Source organism: Kitasatospora sp. NPDC054939 (assembly GCF_053610105.1).
The window spans coordinates 38,318-53,194 of record NZ_JBSGXP010000029.1; the positions used below are offsets into that span (position 1 = coordinate 38,318).

Below are 14,877 nucleotides of genomic sequence, written 5' to 3' on the forward strand. Positions count from 1 at the left end.
GCCGACAGCTCGACCCGGGCCGGAGATCCGGCCCGGGTCGGGGAGGTGTCGGGGGTGGGTCGGCCCGGTCAGCCGAAGACCCAGAGGCTGAGCTTGGAGAACCCGTAGTCGAGGCCGGCCACCAGGGCCATGACCACCACGACGAAGACGACCACGACGGTGGTGTAGTTCGTCAGCTCGCTGCGGGTGGGCCAGACGACCTTGCGCAGCTCGGCGATGATCTGGCGGTAGAAGAGCGCGAGGCGGGCGAAGAAGCCCTTCTTGGCACGCTTGCCGGACTTCTTGTCGCCCCGCTTGCCGCGGCGCGACTCGCCGTCGGCGGGCGTGTTCTCGCCAGCGCCGTCGGCCCCCTCGGGGTTGCCGCTCTCAGGCGTTGCGGTGGAGCCCGTGGTCTCCGTCACTCGTCCTCACCTGAATCCGGGTCCTGCCGAGCCTTCACTGCGCACCCGGTGGGGGCACGAGCGGCCGGCTAAAGCGGTGCTGTTCGGTGCCCTCTCCGCATCAAGCCCGCTCGCTCTGTGGAGCGAACGGGCTGATAACGGATCAAGCAGCAGGGCAAGAGGGACTTGAACCCCCAACCGCCGGTTTTGGAGACCGGTGCTCTACCAATTGAGCTATTGCCCTACGGCGCCTCGCGGTGCCGGTAGTGACCACCAACCTACCGCATCTGCCACCGCTGTATGCACAGGTGGTGGAAGCCCCGCGGTCTGTCGGCCGTCGAGCAGTGAGTGTACGTGGTCCGAGGGTGTTTGGTCGAACCTCTTCTCCCGACGACCGGCTCCGGCCATCGGGGGCCGTCATTCGGACGGCCCGGTACGCATGCTGAAACCGCCATGACCGCCCCACTCCGGGTCTGCGACCATGCAGGCATGAGCGCTTCCACCCCGCAGCCCGACAGTTCCGTCCGCCCCGCCGACCGCCGGGTCTCCGCCCGCATCGGCGCGATCGCCGAGTCCGCCACGCTGGCCGTCGACGCCAAGGCCAAGGCCCTCAAGGCGGCCGGCCGTCCGGTCATCGGCTTCGGCGCCGGCGAGCCGGACTTCCCCACCCCGGACTACATCGTCGAGGCGGCCGTCGAGGCCTGCCGCGACCCGAAGAACCACCGCTACACCCCGGCCGGCGGTCTCCCGGAGCTGAAGGCCGCGATCGCCGCCAAGACGCTGCGCGACTCCGGCTACGAGGTGGACGCCGCCCAGATCCTGGTCACCAACGGCGGCAAGCAGGCGATCTACGAGGCCTTCGCGGCGATCCTCGACCCGGGCGACGAGGTCATCGTCCCGGCCCCGTACTGGACCACCTACCCGGAGTCGGTGCAGCTGGCCGGCGGTGTGCCGGTGGAGGTCGTGACCGACGAGACCACCGGCTACAAGGTCTCGGTCGAGCAGCTGGAGGCCGCCCGCACCGAGAACACCAAGGTCGTGCTGTTCGTCTCGCCGTCGAACCCGACCGGCGCGGTCTACACCGAGGCCGAGGCCCGGGCGATCGGCGAGTGGGCGCTGGAGCACGGCCTGTGGGTGCTCACCGACGAGATCTACGAGCACCTGGTCTACGGCGACGCGACCTTCACCTCGCTGCCGGCGCTGCTGCCCGCGCTGGCCGACAAGTGCATCGTCGTCAACGGCGTCGCCAAGACCTACGCCATGACCGGCTGGCGGGTGGGCTGGGTGATCGGCCCGAAGGACGTCGTCAAGGCCGCGACCAACCTGCAGTCGCACGCCACCTCGAACGTCTCCAACGTGGCCCAGCGCGCCGCGATCGCGGCCGTCGCCGGCGACCTCTCCGCGGTGCACGAGATGCGCACCGCCTTCGACCGCCGCCGCCGCACCATCGTGCGGATGCTCAACGAGATCGAGGGCGTCCTCTGCCCCGAGCCCGAGGGCGCGTTCTACGTCTACCCGTCCGTCAAGGGCCTGCTGGGCAAGGAGATCCGGGGCAAGCGCCCGCAGACCTCCGCCGAGCTGGCCACGCTGATCCTGGACGAGGCCGAGGTCGCGGTCGTCCCCGGCGAGGCCTTCGGCACCCCGGGCTACCTGCGGCTGTCGTACGCGCTGGGCGACGCCGACCTGGCCGAGGGCGTCGGCCGGATCCAGAAGCTGCTCGCCGAGGCCCGCGACTGACCCGCAGGTCAATCCCCGCTTGACCGGTACCGCCCCCTTCACCCCTTCGGGGGACGTGGAGGGGGCGGTTCCCGTCGGGGGGTGAAATACGGCAGTATCGGCGAATGGAACGCCTGCAGAACCCCCGCGACGTCAGGGACCTCCCCAAGGCCCATCTGCACCTGCACTTCACCGGCTCGATGCGCCCCGCCACGCTGCTGGAACTGGCCGACAAGCACGGCGTCCGGCTGCCGGAGGCGCTCAGCTCCGGCGAGCCCCCCAAGCTGCGGGCCACCGACGAGCGCGGCTGGTTCCGCTTCCAGCGGCTGTACGACACCGCCCGCTCGGTGCTGCGGGACGAGCAGGACATCCGCCGGCTGGTCCTGGAGACCGCCGAGGACGAGCGGGCGGACGGCTCGCGCTGGCTGGAGATCCAGGTCGACCCGACCTCGTACGCACCCCGGCTGGGCGGGCTGATCCCGGCCCTGGAGCTGATCCTCGACGCGGTGCGGCACGCCTCGGACGCCACCGGGGTCGGCATCCGGGTGCTGGTCGCCGCCAACCGGATGAAGTCCCCGATGGACGCCCGCACGCTGGCCCGGCTGGCCGTCCGCTACGCCGACGAGGGCGTGGTCGGCTTCGGCCTCTCCAACGACGAGCGCCGCGGCCTGGCCCGGGACTTCGACCGGGCCTTCGACATCGCCCGCCGGGGCGGGCTGCTGGCCGCGCCGCACGGCGGCGAGCTGGCCGGCCCCGAATCCGTCCGGGACTGCCTGGACGACCTGGGCGCCGGCCGGATCGGCCACGGGGTGCGGGCCGCCGAGGACCCGCGGCTGATGCAGCGGCTGGCCGACCGTCAGGTCACCTGCGAGGTCTGCCCGTCCTCGAACGTCTCGCTGGGCGTCTACGAGCACCCCGAGGACGTGCCGCTGCGCCGTCTCTTCGACGCGGGCGTCCCGCTGGCGCTGGGCGCCGACGACCCGCTGCTGTTCGGCACCCGGCTGGCCGCCCAGTACGACCTGGCCCGCGAGGTGCTCGGCTTCGACGACGCCGAACTCGCCGAGCTGGCCCGCCAGTCGGTGCGCGGCTCGCGGGCCCCGGAGAGCGTGCGGAAGGAGCTGCTGGCGGACATCGACGGCTGGCTGCTGCCCGCCGCCGCGGCCGACGCCGCCGAGGTCGTCGGCGTGGCCGGGGCCGGGGCCGGGTTCGGGGTCGCCGCTACAGCGTGACGCCGACCATCACCGGCTCGTTGACCAGTTCGACGCCGAACGCCGCCCGGACCCCGTCGCGGATCTCCCGGGCGAGGGCGAGCAGGTCCTCGGCCGTCGCGGCGCCCCGGTTGGTCAGCGCCAGGGTGTGCTTGGTGGAGAGGGTGGCCGGGCCGCTGCCGTAGCCCTTGCCGAAGCCGGCCCGGTCGATCAGCCAGGCGGCCGAGGTCTTGGTGCCGCCGTCCGGGGCCGGGTAGGCCGGGGCGTCCGCGGCACCCGGGCGGGTGCGGAAGTCGGCGTACTGCACGGCGTCGAGCACCGGGTTGGTGAAGAAGGAGCCGGCCGACCAGGTGTCGTGGTCGGCGGCGTTCAGCACCATCCCCTTGCCGCCGCGCAGCCGCAGCACCGCCTCGTACGCCGTGCGCAGCGCGACCCGCTCGCCCTGCTCGACGCCCAGGTGGCGGGCGGTCTCGGCGTAGCGGACCGGCGTGGAGCGGCCGTCGGCGCGCTCCAGGGCGAAGCGGACCCGGAGCACGACCCAGCGCTCGGGCTCGGCCTTGAAGCGGCTGTGCCGGTAGGCGAAGCGGCACTCCTCGTTCGCCAGGGTGACCGTCTCCCCGGCCCGGCGGTCGTACGCGACCACCTCGGTGATCGCCTGCGCCACCTCCTGGCCGTAGGCGCCGACGTTCTGCACGGGCGTGGCGCCGGCCGAACCGGGGATGCCGGCCAGGAACTCGATCCCGGCCAGGCCCTCGTCCACCGTCCGGGTGACGGCGTCGGCCCAGACCTCGCCGGCGGCCAGCTCCAGGGCGGCGCCGTCCAGGGCGAAGCCGGTGGTGGCGATCCGCAGCACGGTGCCGTCGAACCCGGCGTCGCCGATCACCAGGTTGGAGCCGCCACCGAGGACCAGCAGCGGCTCGCCGGCCGCGTCGGCCGCGCGGACGGCGGCGACCACCTCGTCGTCGGTGGTCGCGGTCACCAGGCGGCGGGCCGGGCCGCCGAGCCGGAGGGTGGTCAGCGGGGCGAGGGGGGCGTCGAGTTCTACCTGCACGCCCACCAGCGTACGGGGAAGCCCCGGGCGCACCGCCCGGGGCTTCCTTCCGCGGTCGGGCTCAGGCCAGCCGGACGACGGCGCGGGACATGCCCAGCACCTTCTGGCCGCCGCTGGTCGCGACCAGGTCGACCTGCACCTTGCGGTCGTCCAGCAGCTTGGCGACCTTGCCGGTCACCTCGATGACGGCGCCGACGCCGTCGTTGGGCACCGGCACCGGCTTGGTGAAGCGCACGCCGTACTCGACCACCGCGGCCGGGTCGCCGACCCAGTCGGTGATCACCCGGACGGCCGAGGCCATGGTGAACATGCCGTGCGCGATGACGTCCGGCAGGCCCACCTCCAGGGCGAACTTCTCGTTCCAGTGGATCGGGTTGAAGTCGCCCGAGGCGCCCGCGTACTGCACCAGGGTGGCGCGGGTCACCGGGAAGGACTGCGCGGGCAGCTCGGTGCCGACCGCGACCTCGTCGAAGCTGATCGCCATGCTGCTCACTCCCCCGCGCCGGCGGCGCGCGCCACCAGCGTCATGACCGACGTCACCACGTGCTCGCCACTGGCGTCCGAGACCTCGCCGCGCACGGTGAGCACGTCGTTGCCGGCCAGCGACTTGATGTTGTCGATGGTCACCTCGACCGAGAGCCGGTCGCCGGCCCGCACCGGGCGGGTGTAGGCGAACTTCTGGTCGCCGTGCACCACCCGGCTGTAGTCCAGGCCCAGCTGCGGGTCCTCGACCACCTGGGAGGCGGCCCCGTAGGTGATCACGAAGGGGAAGGTCGGCGGGGCGATGACGTCCGGGTGGCCGAGCGCCTTGGCAGCCTCCGGGTCGGTGTACGCCGGGTTGGTGTCACCCACGGCGACGGCGAACTCGCGGATCTTCTCCCGGCCGACCTCGTACGGCTCGGTGGGCGGATAGGTCCGCCCGATGAAGGAGGGGTCGAGAGCCATGGGCAACTCCTCGGTAAGAGTGGCGACAGCGAAAAGACTCCGGGCCGCATCCCCACATGAGGGATGCGGCCCGGAGTCGGAGACCTGGTTCACACAGGCCCGGAGTTCCGTGACGGTGTCAGCGGGTCTCGCGGTGCGCGGTGTGCGAGTTGCAGCGGGGGCAGTGCTTCTTCATCTCAAGACGGTCCGGGTCGTTGCGCCGGTTCTTCTTGGTGATGTAGTTCCGCTCCTTGCACTCCACGCAGGCCAGCGTGATCTTCGGGCGGACGTCGGTGGCAGCCACGGGAGTGCCTTCCTTGGACAATGAGTAAGAACACAACAAGAGTAGCCGACCGGGAGTGTGATCCCCCGACCGACTACGCGGGGTAGCGGTGACCGGACTTGAACCGGTGACACAGCGATTATGAGCCGCTTGCTCTACCAACTGAGCTACACCGCCACAGTGAGCCGGAACCGGCCGAAGCCGACTCCCTTTCACCAGAGCCCCCATGCGGAATCGAACCGCAGACCTTCTCCTTACCATGGAGACGCTCTACCGACTGAGCTATAGGGGCGAACGAGGAAGAGATTACACGTTCCGCGCCCAGAGGTGAAATCCGTATCCCGACGGCAAGACCGCAGGTCGACGGGGTGAACGGACGAGCGGCCGGACGGGCGCGCGTTCGAACCGCCCGCACGGCCCGCGCCCCGACCCGATACGACTTATCCCCGCCTCCCGGCCCCCCGCGCCCCGGCGCCCTAGGGTCGGCACCTATGGACAGCGCACCCGCCGACGGACCGAACCCCGGCCCGGGGCCTGCCGCCAACCCGCTCGGACACGGCCCCGTGCTGCTGCTCACCGGCGCCCGGCTCGCCGACGGCCGGGTGGTGGACGTCCGGATCAGCGGCGACCGCATCCAGGCCGTCGGCACCGCGGGCGGCCTCGGCCCGCTGCCCGCCCTGCCCGGGATGCCCACCGCCACCACCGGCGCCCGGATCGACCTCACCGGCTACCTGCTGCTGCCCGCCCCCGCCGAACCGCACGCCCACTACGACGTCGCCTTCTCCGCCGCCCTGCCCGCCCCGCCGCCGGAGACCCCCGGCGACCTGACCCGCCGGGTCACCGAGGCCGCGCTCACCTCGCTCGGCTATGGCGCCACCGCCCAGCGCACCCACGTCCGGATCGGCGACGTGCACGGGCTGCGCCGGCTGGAGGCCGTCCTCACCGCCCAACAGGCCCTGCGCGGACTCGCCGAGCTGCAGACCGTCGCCATGCCCCGGCTGCTCACCGGACGGGCCGGCGCCGACGGGCGGGCGCAGCTGCGCGAGGCCCTCAAGCTGGGCGCGACGGCCGCCGGCGGCTGCCCGGAGCTGGACCCCGACCCGGCCGGGTACGTGCAGGCGCTGCTGGAGGCCGCCCGGGAGGCCGACTGCCCGGTGGACCTGCACACCACGGCCGCGGACCCGGCGCAGCTGGCCCGGCTGACCCGGGCCCTGGCGCCGCTGCGGCCGCGGGTGCTGCTCGGGCCGTGCAGCGCGCTCGCCCCCGGGGCGTCCACGGCCCTGGCGACCAGCGGCGTGCAGGTGGTCTGCCTGCCGCAGAACGGCTGCTGCACCGGGGTGGAGGGGCGGGCCGCCGGACTGCGGCCGGCGCTGGTGCGGGAGCTGACCGAGGCGCGGGTGCCGCTGGCGGCGGGCAGCGGCTCGCTGCGCGACCCGGCCAACCCGGTGGGGCGGGCGGACCCGCTGGAGGCGGCGTACCTGCTGGCGGCGGGCGGGGCGCTGCCGGTGGAGGCGGCGTACGACGCGGTGGCGAACCGGGCCCGGGCGGCGCTGGGGCTGCCGCCGGTGCGGGTGGACGCGGGGTTCCCGGCGGAGCTGCTGGCGGTGCGCGGGGACAGCCTGGCCGGGGCGCTGGCCGGCGGCCACAGCCGGCTGGTGGTGCACTGCGGACGGGTCGTCAGCCGCACCAGTGCGGTCCGGGAGTTCGCGGACACCGTGGCGCTGGCCCTGCCGCGCCAGAGCAGCAGCCCGAGCTGAGCCCCGCGGTCGGGCCCGACCGCCGCGGTCGGGCCCGGTCGTCGCGGTCCGGCCCGGTCGTCGCGGGGCCCGCGGTCACCAAGGGGCGCGCGGTGCGGCGAACACCGCGCGCCCCTCCCCCACTACTGGCCGCCGGCGGGCTGTCGGTGTGAGTCCGTTCGGCGGCAGGTCGGCCCCAGGCATCCCCCACGGAGCGGGGCCTCTCCCACACCGGTGACGCTACGCCCCCGAACCGCCGCCGGACACGGTCCTGACGCCCTCCTGTCGCGGCCCTTCGGCCCCTTGACGGATCGCTGACGGATCGCTGACGGATCGCTGGCGGATCGGGTCCGGGGACCGCACGCGGACCGCGGTGTCAGGCGTTCTCGGGCGCCGTCAGCTTCTCGTGCTCCGCCCGGACGGCCGGCTCGCCGCGCCGCACCGCACCGGGTGCCCGGCGGGTCGGGTGGTACGCCCGGCTGGAGGAGGACAGCTGCCAGGGCACGCTGATCACCATCACGCCCGGGGTGAACAGCAGCCGGCTCTTCAACCACAGCGCCGACTGGTTGTGCAGCAGGTGCTCCCACCAGTGGCCGACCACGTACTCCGGGATGAACACCGCCACGGCCTCCCGGGGCCTGGTGCGGCGGTACTCCCGGACGTACGCCACCACCGGCTTGGTGATCTCCCGGTACGGCGAGTCCAGCACCTTCAGCGGCACCGCCATCCCGTACCGGGCCCAGAGCTCCCTGAGCTCCGCGGTGCCCTCCGCCTCCACCGCGACGGTGACCGCCTCCAGGGTGTCCGGCCGGAAGGCCTGCGCGTAGCCGAGCGCCCGCAGGGTGGGCTTGTGCAGCGTGGAGACCAGCACGATGCCGTGCACCCGGGACGGCCGCACCGACTCGGCGTGCGGGTCGTCGACCGCGAGTTCGGCGGAGACCGCGTCGTAGTGCCGGCGGATGCCGCGCATCATCACCCAGAGGACCGCCGCGGCCAGCACGGCCAGCCAGGCGCCCTGGGTGAACTTGGTCAGCAGCACGATCACCAGCACCAGCGCGGTGGTCACCCCGCCGAGCGCGTTGATGGCCCGCGAGCGGTGGGCGGCCGAGCGGACCGCGGGGTCGGTCTCGGCGGCCAGGAGCCGGTTCCAGTGCCGGACCATGCCGATCTGGGACAGCGTGAAGGAGGTGAACACGCCCAGGATGTACAGGTGGATCAGGTCGGTCACGTTGGCGTCGTACAGCCAGAGCAGGCCGCCGGCGACGACCGCGAGCGCGATGATGCCGTTGGAGAACGCCAGCCGGTCGCCGCGGGTGTGCAGCTGGCGCGGCAGGTAGCGGTGCTCGGCCAGGATCGACGACAGCAGCGGGAAGCCGTTGAACGCGGTGTTGGCCGCAAGGATCAGGACCAGCGCGGTCGCCGCCTGGACCACGTAGAACAGCACGCTGCCGTCGCCCCCGAAGACCGCCGCCGCCAGCTGGGCGATCACGGTCTGCTGTGGCTCCGTCGTGCAGTCCGGGAAGCCGGTGAGGCGGCACGCGTCCTCGGCCACGTGCACGTCCGCGAGCAGGGCGAGCGCGGTGATCCCGGAGAACATGGTGATCGCGACGATGCCCATCGCGGCCATCGTGGTCGCCGCGTTCCTCGACTTCGGCCGGCGGAAGGCCGGCACGCCGTTGGAGATCGCCTCGACGCCGGTGAGCGCCGTACAGCCGGAGGCGAACGCCCGCAGGCCCAGCATCAGCAGGCCCAGCCCGGCCAGCGCGTCCTCGCCGGGCTCCGGCTCGATGCCGTACCGGGCGCTGGCCGCGACCGGCGCGTCGCCGAAGGCCCAGCGGATCAGCCCGGTGCCGATCATCAGCAGCATCGCGGTGATGAACAGGTACGTCGGCGCGGCGAACGCCTTGCCGGACTCCCGGACCCCGCGCAGGTTCATCGCCGTCAGCAGCGCGACGAAGCCCACCGCCATCAGCACCCGCTGGTCGTCCAGCGCCGGGAACGCCGAGATGACGTTGTCCACGCCGGACGCCACCGACACCGCGACCGTCATCACGTAGTCGACCAGCAGCGAGGCCGCCACCACCAGGCCCGCCCGCGGCCCCAGGTTCCTGGACGCCACCTCGTACGACCCGCCGCCGCTCGGGTAGGCGTGCACCACCTGGCGGTACGAGGCCACCACGACCACCATCAGCGCCACCACACCGGCGGCCACCCACGGGGTCAGGTACAGGAAGGCGGTGCCGCCGACGGTGAGCACCAGCAGGATCTCCTGGGTGGCGTAGGCCACCGAGGAGAGCGGGTCGGAGGCGAAGATCGGCAGTGCCAGGCGCTTGGGGAGCAGCGTCCCGCCGAGTTCCTCGCTGCGCATCGCCCGGCCGATCACGAGGCGCTTGAGCGCCTGGGGCAGGTTGAACACACCGGCGAGCGTATGCGCGGGCCGGGCCGCGGCCACGGGCCCGCGCGGAGTGTCGCGCAGGTCCGGTGCGCCGGCCGGGAGGGGTGGTTCCGCGGGCGGGCGCGGCCATGAGAGCGGCACCCCGGGGCACTTGGGGCCGCTGCGGGGTCGCGGTGCGGCGTCGGGACACCGCCGGAAGGGCCCGGTCGAATCAGCCGTTCAGCGCAGGAGCTGACAAATCGGCACGGGGCGCAGCCGGCGCAGCGCGGGGGGGGCCGGGGCGGGTCGGCCGGTACCGGGGTGGGCGGGCCGGTGTCCCGGCGGGCGCCGGTTGGGAAGACGATCAGCCGGAAGGAGGACCCCCGGCGCACACCTGGGCGCGACGACCGGGACTGCTCGGCAACGGGGCTGAACGGCCCGCCCCACCCCGCCCCCAACTCTGCTGCCTCCCCGAAGTTATTGCAAGCAATGTGCAACAAGCTCACCCCGACGGACGTACGCACAACAGAACGGCCCCGGAGGGCGTTTCCGCTCTCCGGGGCCGTTCTGGTAATCCAGTGGCTGGTGCAGGGTTCGAACCTGCGTAGCTTGCGCGACAGATTTACAGTCTGCTCCCTTTGGCCGCTCGGGCAACCAGCCAGGATTTGTGCCTCCCGGGGGCTGCCCCGTTCGACTCCGTAAACGATACCCGATGCCGGGGGGTGCTCCGCCACTCGATAGGTCACGTGATGATCAAGCGGTGGCGCGCGACTGTCGGGGGCGGCGGCGGGGCCGTGCTGGATAGGCTGGGGCGGCGGGTCGCCCGGTGGGCGGGCCGTGTCAGTGAAGCCAGCGCAGCAAGGAGACCAACACACCATGGCCGACTCCAGTTTCGACATCGTCTCGAAGGTCGAGTGGCAGGAGGTCGACAACGCGATCAACCAGACCTCCCGTGAGATCGCGACCCGCTTCGACTTCAAGAACGTCGGCGCCGAGATCAGCCGCTCCGGCGAGACGATCGAGATGAAGGCCAGCGGCGAGGAGCGGGTGAAGGCCGTGCTGGACGTGCTGCAGAGCAAGTTCATCAAGCGCGGCCTGTCGCTGAAGGCTCTGGACACCAAGGAGCCGCAGCTGTCCGGCAAGGAGTACAAGATCTTCGCGAACGTGAAGGAGGGCATCTCCCAGGACGATGCCAAGAAGGTCGCCAAGATCATCCGCGACGAGGGCCCCAAGGGCGTCAAGGCCCAGGTCCAGGGCGACGAACTCCGCGTCAGCTCCAAGAGCCGTGACGACCTGCAGACCGTGCAGGCCCTGCTCAAGGGCAAGGACCTGGACTTCGCGATCCAGTTCGTGAACTACCGCTGAGCGGCTCCCCCGCGGGGGAACGACGACGGCCCCGGCCCCGAGGTGACTCGGGACCGGGGCCGCTGCCGTGTCGGCGGGCGGGGGCGCCGCCCGGCGGTCAGCGGGCGGTGCGACCGGTGACCGCCTGCCGGGCGGCCGCCGGGTCCGCCTGGACCGCCGCGGCGGCGTCGACCAGGGCCTTGGCCTTCGCCCGGAGGGCGCCGACCTGCTGCTCCACGGAAGCCGCGGACGGCGACGCGACGGAGGGCGCGACCGGCGACGCGGCCGAGGGCGCGGCCGGGGCCGCCGGGGCGGGCGCCGCCGGGGCGGGCGCCGCCGGGTCCGGGACCGGGAGGGTGGTCCGCGGCTGCTGCTGCAGCGGCGGCGCCGGCGGTGCCGGGACGGGCACGGGCAGCTGGCCGAGCAGGCCCTGGACGATTCCGTCGAGGCCGGCGAGCAGTTGCTGGAGGACCCCCAGGTCCGGGGTGCCGGACGACGGGAGCACCGCGGCCACCAGGTCGCCGACCAGGCCGAGGAGGTCCCCGAGGCCGCCGAGCGCGCCGAGGGCGGCGGTCGGATCCGGCAGGGCCCCCGGGTCGGGGAGCGCGGGGAGGCCGGGCGCGGGGAGGCCGGGCGCGGGCAGGTCGGCCGCGGGCAGGTCCACCGGCAGGACCCCGACGGGCGGAGCCGCCACGGACGGGGCCGCGACCGGCGGGACCTGGACGGGGAGGGACAGGGCGGGTGGAGCGGGGAGAGCGGGGAGCCCGACGGTGGAGCGGAGTGCCGCGGCGTCGTTGCCGTCGGCGGTGGCGGACGCCGTGGTGACCGGGATCAGCGTGACGGCTGCGGTCATTGCGGCGGCCATCCAGGTGGCACGCATAGGTGGTGCTTCCTCTCGGTGTGAAACGGGCGGTGGGCCCGAGGCGGTGCGCCCGGACCGGCGGGATGCCGGTCCGGGCGGTGCCTGGTTCACACGTTGGGGCAGGCCGTACGGCCCGGCCACCGGTCGTGGGCCGAACGGTTCGCGGCCCCGCAACCGCACGGCGAGGCGCGCCGCGGGGGCGCCCGGGGCGTGCCGCGCCTCACTCAGCCGGCGGGCACCCAGCCGTCGGTACGCCGATGGGCCGGAAGGCCGACCGCCTCGAACTCGTCGACCGCGCCGCCGTCGGCGCGGGCGCCGATCCGGCGCAGGGCCTGCGAGATGGGGCTGCCCTCGGCCGGGAAGGGTTCGAACTCGCCGCTGGTGAGCGGGCCCAGGTCCAGCCGCCCGTCGGACCAGACGGCGGCGAGCTGGGTGCCGGTGCCGCCGAAGTAGTCGGCCTGGACGCAGGCGATCGGGCCCGCCTTGGACCAGGCCGCGAGCCGGCGCTCGAAGCCCTCCGGGAACCAGTCGAAACCGTGCCCGGCGGAGGAGGTGCCGTCACCGCCCGCTCCGATCGCGGCCAGGAACGCCCCGGTCGCCGGGATCAGGGCCAGCCCCTGTGCCAGCGGCGCCACCCGCGCGGCCGACACTTCGGCGGCGGCGATCCTGAGCAGCTCCAACGGGGCTATCAGTGCCTGGAGTTCGTAGGACATTGCGCCATCCTCGTGCAGCGCACCGACAATTCGCGCACGGTTTATGGATCCGTGTCCGTACGGCTTCGAAAGGGGGGCCGAAAGGGGCGTGAAGGGGCGGGCGGTCCGGGCGGGAACCGGCTCGCGCTCCCGCCAGCCGGTGACGGGCGCTCACCCGGGCGGGTGTACGCCGCATGCGGCGCGCCGGGCAGGCGGGTGAACTGGCCGGGTACGGCCTGCCCGGACCTCCCGGGTGCCGTTCCGGGCCGCACCCCGGAGGAGGACTCGGAGGAGGACTCATGAGCGCCATGGACGCGCCCTCGCCCGGCCCGGGCGGCCCACCGACCCAGGGGAGCCCGGCCGCCGCCCCGCCGCGGGCCGGGGCCAGGGCTGCCCGCATAGCCAATGCGCCCCGGATGTCCTGGCTGACGCTCGCCCTGATGACGACCGCGTCGGTGGCCAGTCTGCGCTCCGCCCCCACCATGGCGGTGTACGGGCTGGCCTGCGTGTTCCTGTACCTCGTCCCCGCGGTCGTCTTCCTGCTGCCGACCGCGCTGGTCTCGGCCGAGCTGGCCTCGGGTTGGGAGGGCGGCGTCTACCGCTGGGTGTCGGAGGGCCTGTCGAAGCCGCTCGGCTTCCTGGCCGTCTGGTGCCAGTTCGCGATGACGATCTTCTACTACCCGTCGCTGCTGGCCTACGTGGCGTCGACGATCGCGTACGTGGTCAACCCGGCCCTGGCCAGCAACGGCCCGTACACGGCGGTCGTGATCATGGTGCTGTACTGGACCGGCGTCTGGGTCTCCGCGCGGGGGACGAAGGCGGTGGCGGGCCTCTCCTCGTGGGGCCTGGTGATCGGCACGCTGATCCCGGGGACCCTGCTGGTGGTGCTGGGCCTGGTGTTCCTGGGCCAGGGCAACGCCTCGGCGGCGCCGATGAACGCCGCCCACCTGTTCCCGCAGTGGGCCGGGCTGGCGAGCCTGGTGCTGATCGTCAACAACTTCCTCAGCTACTCCGGCATGGAGATGAACGCGGTCCACGTCTCCTCGCTGAAGAACCCGCCCAAGGAGTTCCCGCGGTCGATGTTCCTGGCCTGCGGGCTGGTGCTGCTGATCTTCATCCTGCCCGCGCTGGCGATCAGCTGGGTGGTGCCGTCCAGCCAGCTGAGCCTGACGGCCGGCGTGATGCAGGCCTTCGAGTCCTTCTTCCAGTACTTCGGGATCGGCTGGCTGACCCCGGTGATCGCGGTCGCGCTGGTGGCCGCCTCGCTCGGCGGCATGCTGACCTGGCTGGCCGGCCCGTCCAAGGGCCTGCTGATGATCTCCCGGCAGGAGGGCTACCTCCCGCCGTTCCTGCAGAGGCTCAACAAGGAGGGCGTCCAGCAGAACCTGCTGGTCACCCAGGGCGTGGTCACCACGGTCATCGCCCTCGCGTACGCGCTGATCCCGAATGTCTCCAGTGCGTACTGGATCTTCTCGGTGATCACCACGCAGGTGTACCTGATCGTCTACCTGCTGATGTTCCTCGCCGCGATCCGGCTGCGCCGCGACCGGCCCGACCACCCGCGGGGCTACCGCGCGCCCGCGCTGGTGCCGCTGTGCGTGGTCGGCCTGCTGTCCTCCGCGGCGGCGATGGTGATCGGCTTCGTGCCGTCCTCCCAGTTCGGCGGCGGCAGCGTCTGGACGTACGTCGCCATCGTCGGCGGCGGGCTGCTGCTGCTCGGCGTGGTGATCCCCTTCCTGTTCCTGAAGCTGCGCAAGCCCGAGTGGCGCTCGCCCGACGCCCAGGCCGAGGCGGCCGCGCTGGAGGCCGACGAGCGGCGCCGTGCCGAAGGAGGTGCGCAATGAGCCCGAGCATGATGGCCTCGCGCCACCGGTGGATCTACGTCGGCTCGATCGTGCTGCTGGTCGGGATGCTGATCACCGGCCTGCTGACGTACTCCCAGCTGCACGAGACCAACCAGGCCAACCAGAAGGCCCAGGAGCTGTCGGGCAAGCTCTCGGCGGCCGGCTACCCGGCGCCCTCCCAGGACCAGATCGTGCACACCCTCGGCGACGACGGCGGCGCGGTCTGCGAGGACCCGGGCGACGCGCTGAAGCGGGCCCAGTGGAAGAACGCGATGTCCAACGGCGCGTCCGGCCCGGGCCAGCGGCCGGTCCTGTCCGACCGCGAGGTGGTCCAGGCGGAGGCGATCGTGCTCTCGGTGTACTGCCCGGACGAGCTCGCCGACATCCAGGACGACATCGACGACCTCAAGCTCCACGACACCGTCCGCAGCTGACCGGTACGACCGCCCCGACCCGCAGCCGA

Annotated in this window: 14 protein-coding genes and 4 tRNA genes; 6 read left to right on the forward strand and 12 right to left on the reverse strand. The window is 73.1% G+C overall.

Features of this window, described 5'->3' with window-relative positions; all coding sequences use genetic code 11:
- Positions 1 to 68: 68 nt before the first annotated feature.
- Both secE and ACWGB8_RS11535 read right to left on the reverse strand, forming a co-directional pair.
- A complete protein-coding gene (gene secE / locus ACWGB8_RS11530) occupies positions 69 to 401 on the reverse strand; it encodes a preprotein translocase subunit SecE (protein WP_452212562.1) in 333 nt (110 codons plus the stop codon).
- A gap of 150 nt (positions 402 to 551) precedes the next feature.
- Positions 552 to 624: transfer RNA gene (locus ACWGB8_RS11535), tRNA-Trp, on the reverse strand.
- Between the two features lie 245 nt (positions 625 to 869).
- Here ACWGB8_RS11535 and ACWGB8_RS11540 point away from each other — a divergent pair.
- Both ACWGB8_RS11540 and ACWGB8_RS11545 read left to right on the forward strand, forming a co-directional pair.
- Positions 870 to 2,117: a pyridoxal phosphate-dependent aminotransferase gene (locus ACWGB8_RS11540; RefSeq protein WP_452212564.1), complete on the forward strand. Its 1,248-nt coding sequence runs from the start codon at positions 870 to 872 to the stop codon at positions 2,115 to 2,117.
- A gap of 104 nt (positions 2,118 to 2,221) precedes the next feature.
- Positions 2,222 to 3,325: an adenosine deaminase gene (locus ACWGB8_RS11545; protein WP_452212565.1), complete on the forward strand. Its 1,104-nt coding sequence runs from the start codon at positions 2,222 to 2,224 to the stop codon at positions 3,323 to 3,325.
- Here ACWGB8_RS11545 and ACWGB8_RS11550 read toward each other — a convergent pair.
- The 6 genes from ACWGB8_RS11550 to ACWGB8_RS11575 form a co-directional block, all read right to left on the reverse strand.
- On the reverse strand, positions 3,315 to 4,355 hold the full coding sequence (locus ACWGB8_RS11550; RefSeq protein WP_452212566.1) for a UDP-N-acetylmuramate dehydrogenase: 1,041 nt from the start codon (positions 4,353 to 4,355) through the stop codon (positions 3,315 to 3,317). The two genes, ACWGB8_RS11545 and ACWGB8_RS11550, sit on opposite strands and share 11 nt — an antisense overlap.
- Before the next feature lie 61 nt (positions 4,356 to 4,416).
- On the reverse strand, positions 4,417 to 4,839 hold the full coding sequence (locus tag ACWGB8_RS11555) for a MaoC family dehydratase (RefSeq protein ID WP_452212567.1): 423 nt from the start codon (positions 4,837 to 4,839) through the stop codon (positions 4,417 to 4,419).
- Positions 4,840 to 4,844: 5 nt separating this feature from the next.
- Complete coding sequence (locus ACWGB8_RS11560) at positions 4,845 to 5,300, reverse strand: FAS1-like dehydratase domain-containing protein (RefSeq protein WP_452212569.1); 456 nt, start codon at positions 5,298 to 5,300, stop codon at positions 4,845 to 4,847.
- Positions 5,301 to 5,418: 118 nt separating this feature from the next.
- Positions 5,419 to 5,583 carry a 50S ribosomal protein L33 gene (gene rpmG, locus ACWGB8_RS11565; protein ID WP_006604855.1) on the reverse strand — a complete coding sequence of 55 codons (165 nt, stop codon included), beginning with the start codon at positions 5,581 to 5,583 and terminating at the stop codon, positions 5,419 to 5,421.
- An 83-nt stretch (positions 5,584 to 5,666) separates the two neighbouring features.
- Positions 5,667 to 5,739 (reverse strand) — tRNA-Met (locus ACWGB8_RS11570).
- Positions 5,740 to 5,781: 42 nt separating this feature from the next.
- Positions 5,782 to 5,854 (reverse strand) — tRNA-Thr (locus ACWGB8_RS11575).
- Between the two features lie 199 nt (positions 5,855 to 6,053).
- On the opposite strand from ACWGB8_RS11575, the gene ACWGB8_RS11580 reads away from it, so the two are divergent.
- On the forward strand, positions 6,054 to 7,319 hold the full coding sequence (locus tag ACWGB8_RS11580; RefSeq protein ID WP_452212571.1) for a hydrolase: 1,266 nt from the start codon (positions 6,054 to 6,056) through the stop codon (positions 7,317 to 7,319).
- A gap of 355 nt (positions 7,320 to 7,674) precedes the next feature.
- Here ACWGB8_RS11580 and ACWGB8_RS11585 read toward each other — a convergent pair whose 3' ends face one another.
- Together ACWGB8_RS11585 and ACWGB8_RS11590 are read right to left on the reverse strand one after the other, a co-directional pair.
- Positions 7,675 to 9,714 (reverse strand): APC family permease, encoded by a 2,040-nt coding sequence (locus ACWGB8_RS11585; protein ID WP_452212573.1) that lies wholly within the window; start codon positions 9,712 to 9,714, stop codon positions 7,675 to 7,677.
- Between the two features lie 537 nt (positions 9,715 to 10,251).
- A tRNA-Tyr gene (locus tag ACWGB8_RS11590) sits at positions 10,252 to 10,332 on the reverse strand.
- Positions 10,333 to 10,548: 216 nt separating this feature from the next.
- On the opposite strand from ACWGB8_RS11590, the gene ACWGB8_RS11595 reads away from it, so the two are divergent.
- On the forward strand, positions 10,549 to 11,037 hold the full coding sequence (locus tag ACWGB8_RS11595) for a YajQ family cyclic di-GMP-binding protein (protein ID WP_452212575.1): 489 nt from the start codon (positions 10,549 to 10,551) through the stop codon (positions 11,035 to 11,037).
- Positions 11,038 to 11,134: 97 nt separating this feature from the next.
- Here ACWGB8_RS11595 and ACWGB8_RS11600 read toward each other — a convergent pair whose 3' ends face one another.
- Both ACWGB8_RS11600 and ACWGB8_RS11605 read right to left on the reverse strand, forming a co-directional pair.
- A complete protein-coding gene (locus ACWGB8_RS11600) occupies positions 11,135 to 11,896 on the reverse strand; it encodes a hypothetical protein (RefSeq protein WP_452212577.1) in 762 nt (253 codons plus the stop codon).
- 206 nt (positions 11,897 to 12,102) lie between these two features.
- Positions 12,103 to 12,591: a hypothetical protein gene (locus tag ACWGB8_RS11605; protein WP_452212579.1), complete on the reverse strand. Its 489-nt coding sequence runs from the start codon at positions 12,589 to 12,591 to the stop codon at positions 12,103 to 12,105.
- Between the two features lie 278 nt (positions 12,592 to 12,869).
- Here ACWGB8_RS11605 and ACWGB8_RS11610 point away from each other — a divergent pair, with 278 nt between their 5' ends.
- Together ACWGB8_RS11610 and ACWGB8_RS11615 are read left to right on the forward strand one after the other, a co-directional pair.
- Positions 12,870 to 14,414 carry an APC family permease gene (locus ACWGB8_RS11610; RefSeq protein ID WP_452212581.1) on the forward strand — a complete coding sequence of 515 codons (1,545 nt, stop codon included), beginning with the start codon at positions 12,870 to 12,872 and terminating at the stop codon, positions 14,412 to 14,414.
- Positions 14,411 to 14,848, forward strand: coding sequence for a hypothetical protein (locus ACWGB8_RS11615; protein ID WP_452212583.1), 438 nt, complete (start codon positions 14,411 to 14,413; stop codon positions 14,846 to 14,848). Before ACWGB8_RS11610 ends, ACWGB8_RS11615 begins: the two co-directional genes overlap by 4 nt.
- Positions 14,849 to 14,877 lie beyond the last annotated feature (29 nt).

What these genes read in the sequence shown, in the direction of transcription:
- ACWGB8_RS11605 (WP_452212579.1), bottom strand. Translation starts at nt 12,591, where the DNA reads ATGTCCTACGAACTCCAGGCACTGATAGCCCCGTTGGAGCTGCTCAGG.
- ACWGB8_RS11600 (WP_452212577.1), bottom strand. Translation starts at nt 11,896, where the DNA reads ATGCGTGCCACCTGGATGGCCGCCGCAATGACCGCAGCCGTCACGCTG.
- ACWGB8_RS11540 (WP_452212564.1), top strand. Translation starts at nt 870, where the DNA reads ATGAGCGCTTCCACCCCGCAGCCCGACAGTTCCGTCCGCCCCGCCGAC.
- ACWGB8_RS11580 (WP_452212571.1), top strand. Translation starts at nt 6,054, where the DNA reads ATGGACAGCGCACCCGCCGACGGACCGAACCCCGGCCCGGGGCCTGCC.
- ACWGB8_RS11560 (WP_452212569.1), bottom strand. Translation starts at nt 5,300, where the DNA reads ATGGCTCTCGACCCCTCCTTCATCGGGCGGACCTATCCGCCCACCGAG.
- ACWGB8_RS11545 (WP_452212565.1), top strand. Translation starts at nt 2,222, where the DNA reads ATGGAACGCCTGCAGAACCCCCGCGACGTCAGGGACCTCCCCAAGGCC.
- ACWGB8_RS11610 (WP_452212581.1), top strand. Translation starts at nt 12,870, where the DNA reads ATGAGCGCCATGGACGCGCCCTCGCCCGGCCCGGGCGGCCCACCGACC.
- ACWGB8_RS11615 (WP_452212583.1), top strand. Translation starts at nt 14,411, where the DNA reads ATGAGCCCGAGCATGATGGCCTCGCGCCACCGGTGGATCTACGTCGGC.
- ACWGB8_RS11595 (WP_452212575.1), top strand. Translation starts at nt 10,549, where the DNA reads ATGGCCGACTCCAGTTTCGACATCGTCTCGAAGGTCGAGTGGCAGGAG.
- ACWGB8_RS11555 (WP_452212567.1), bottom strand. Translation starts at nt 4,839, where the DNA reads ATGGCGATCAGCTTCGACGAGGTCGCGGTCGGCACCGAGCTGCCCGCG.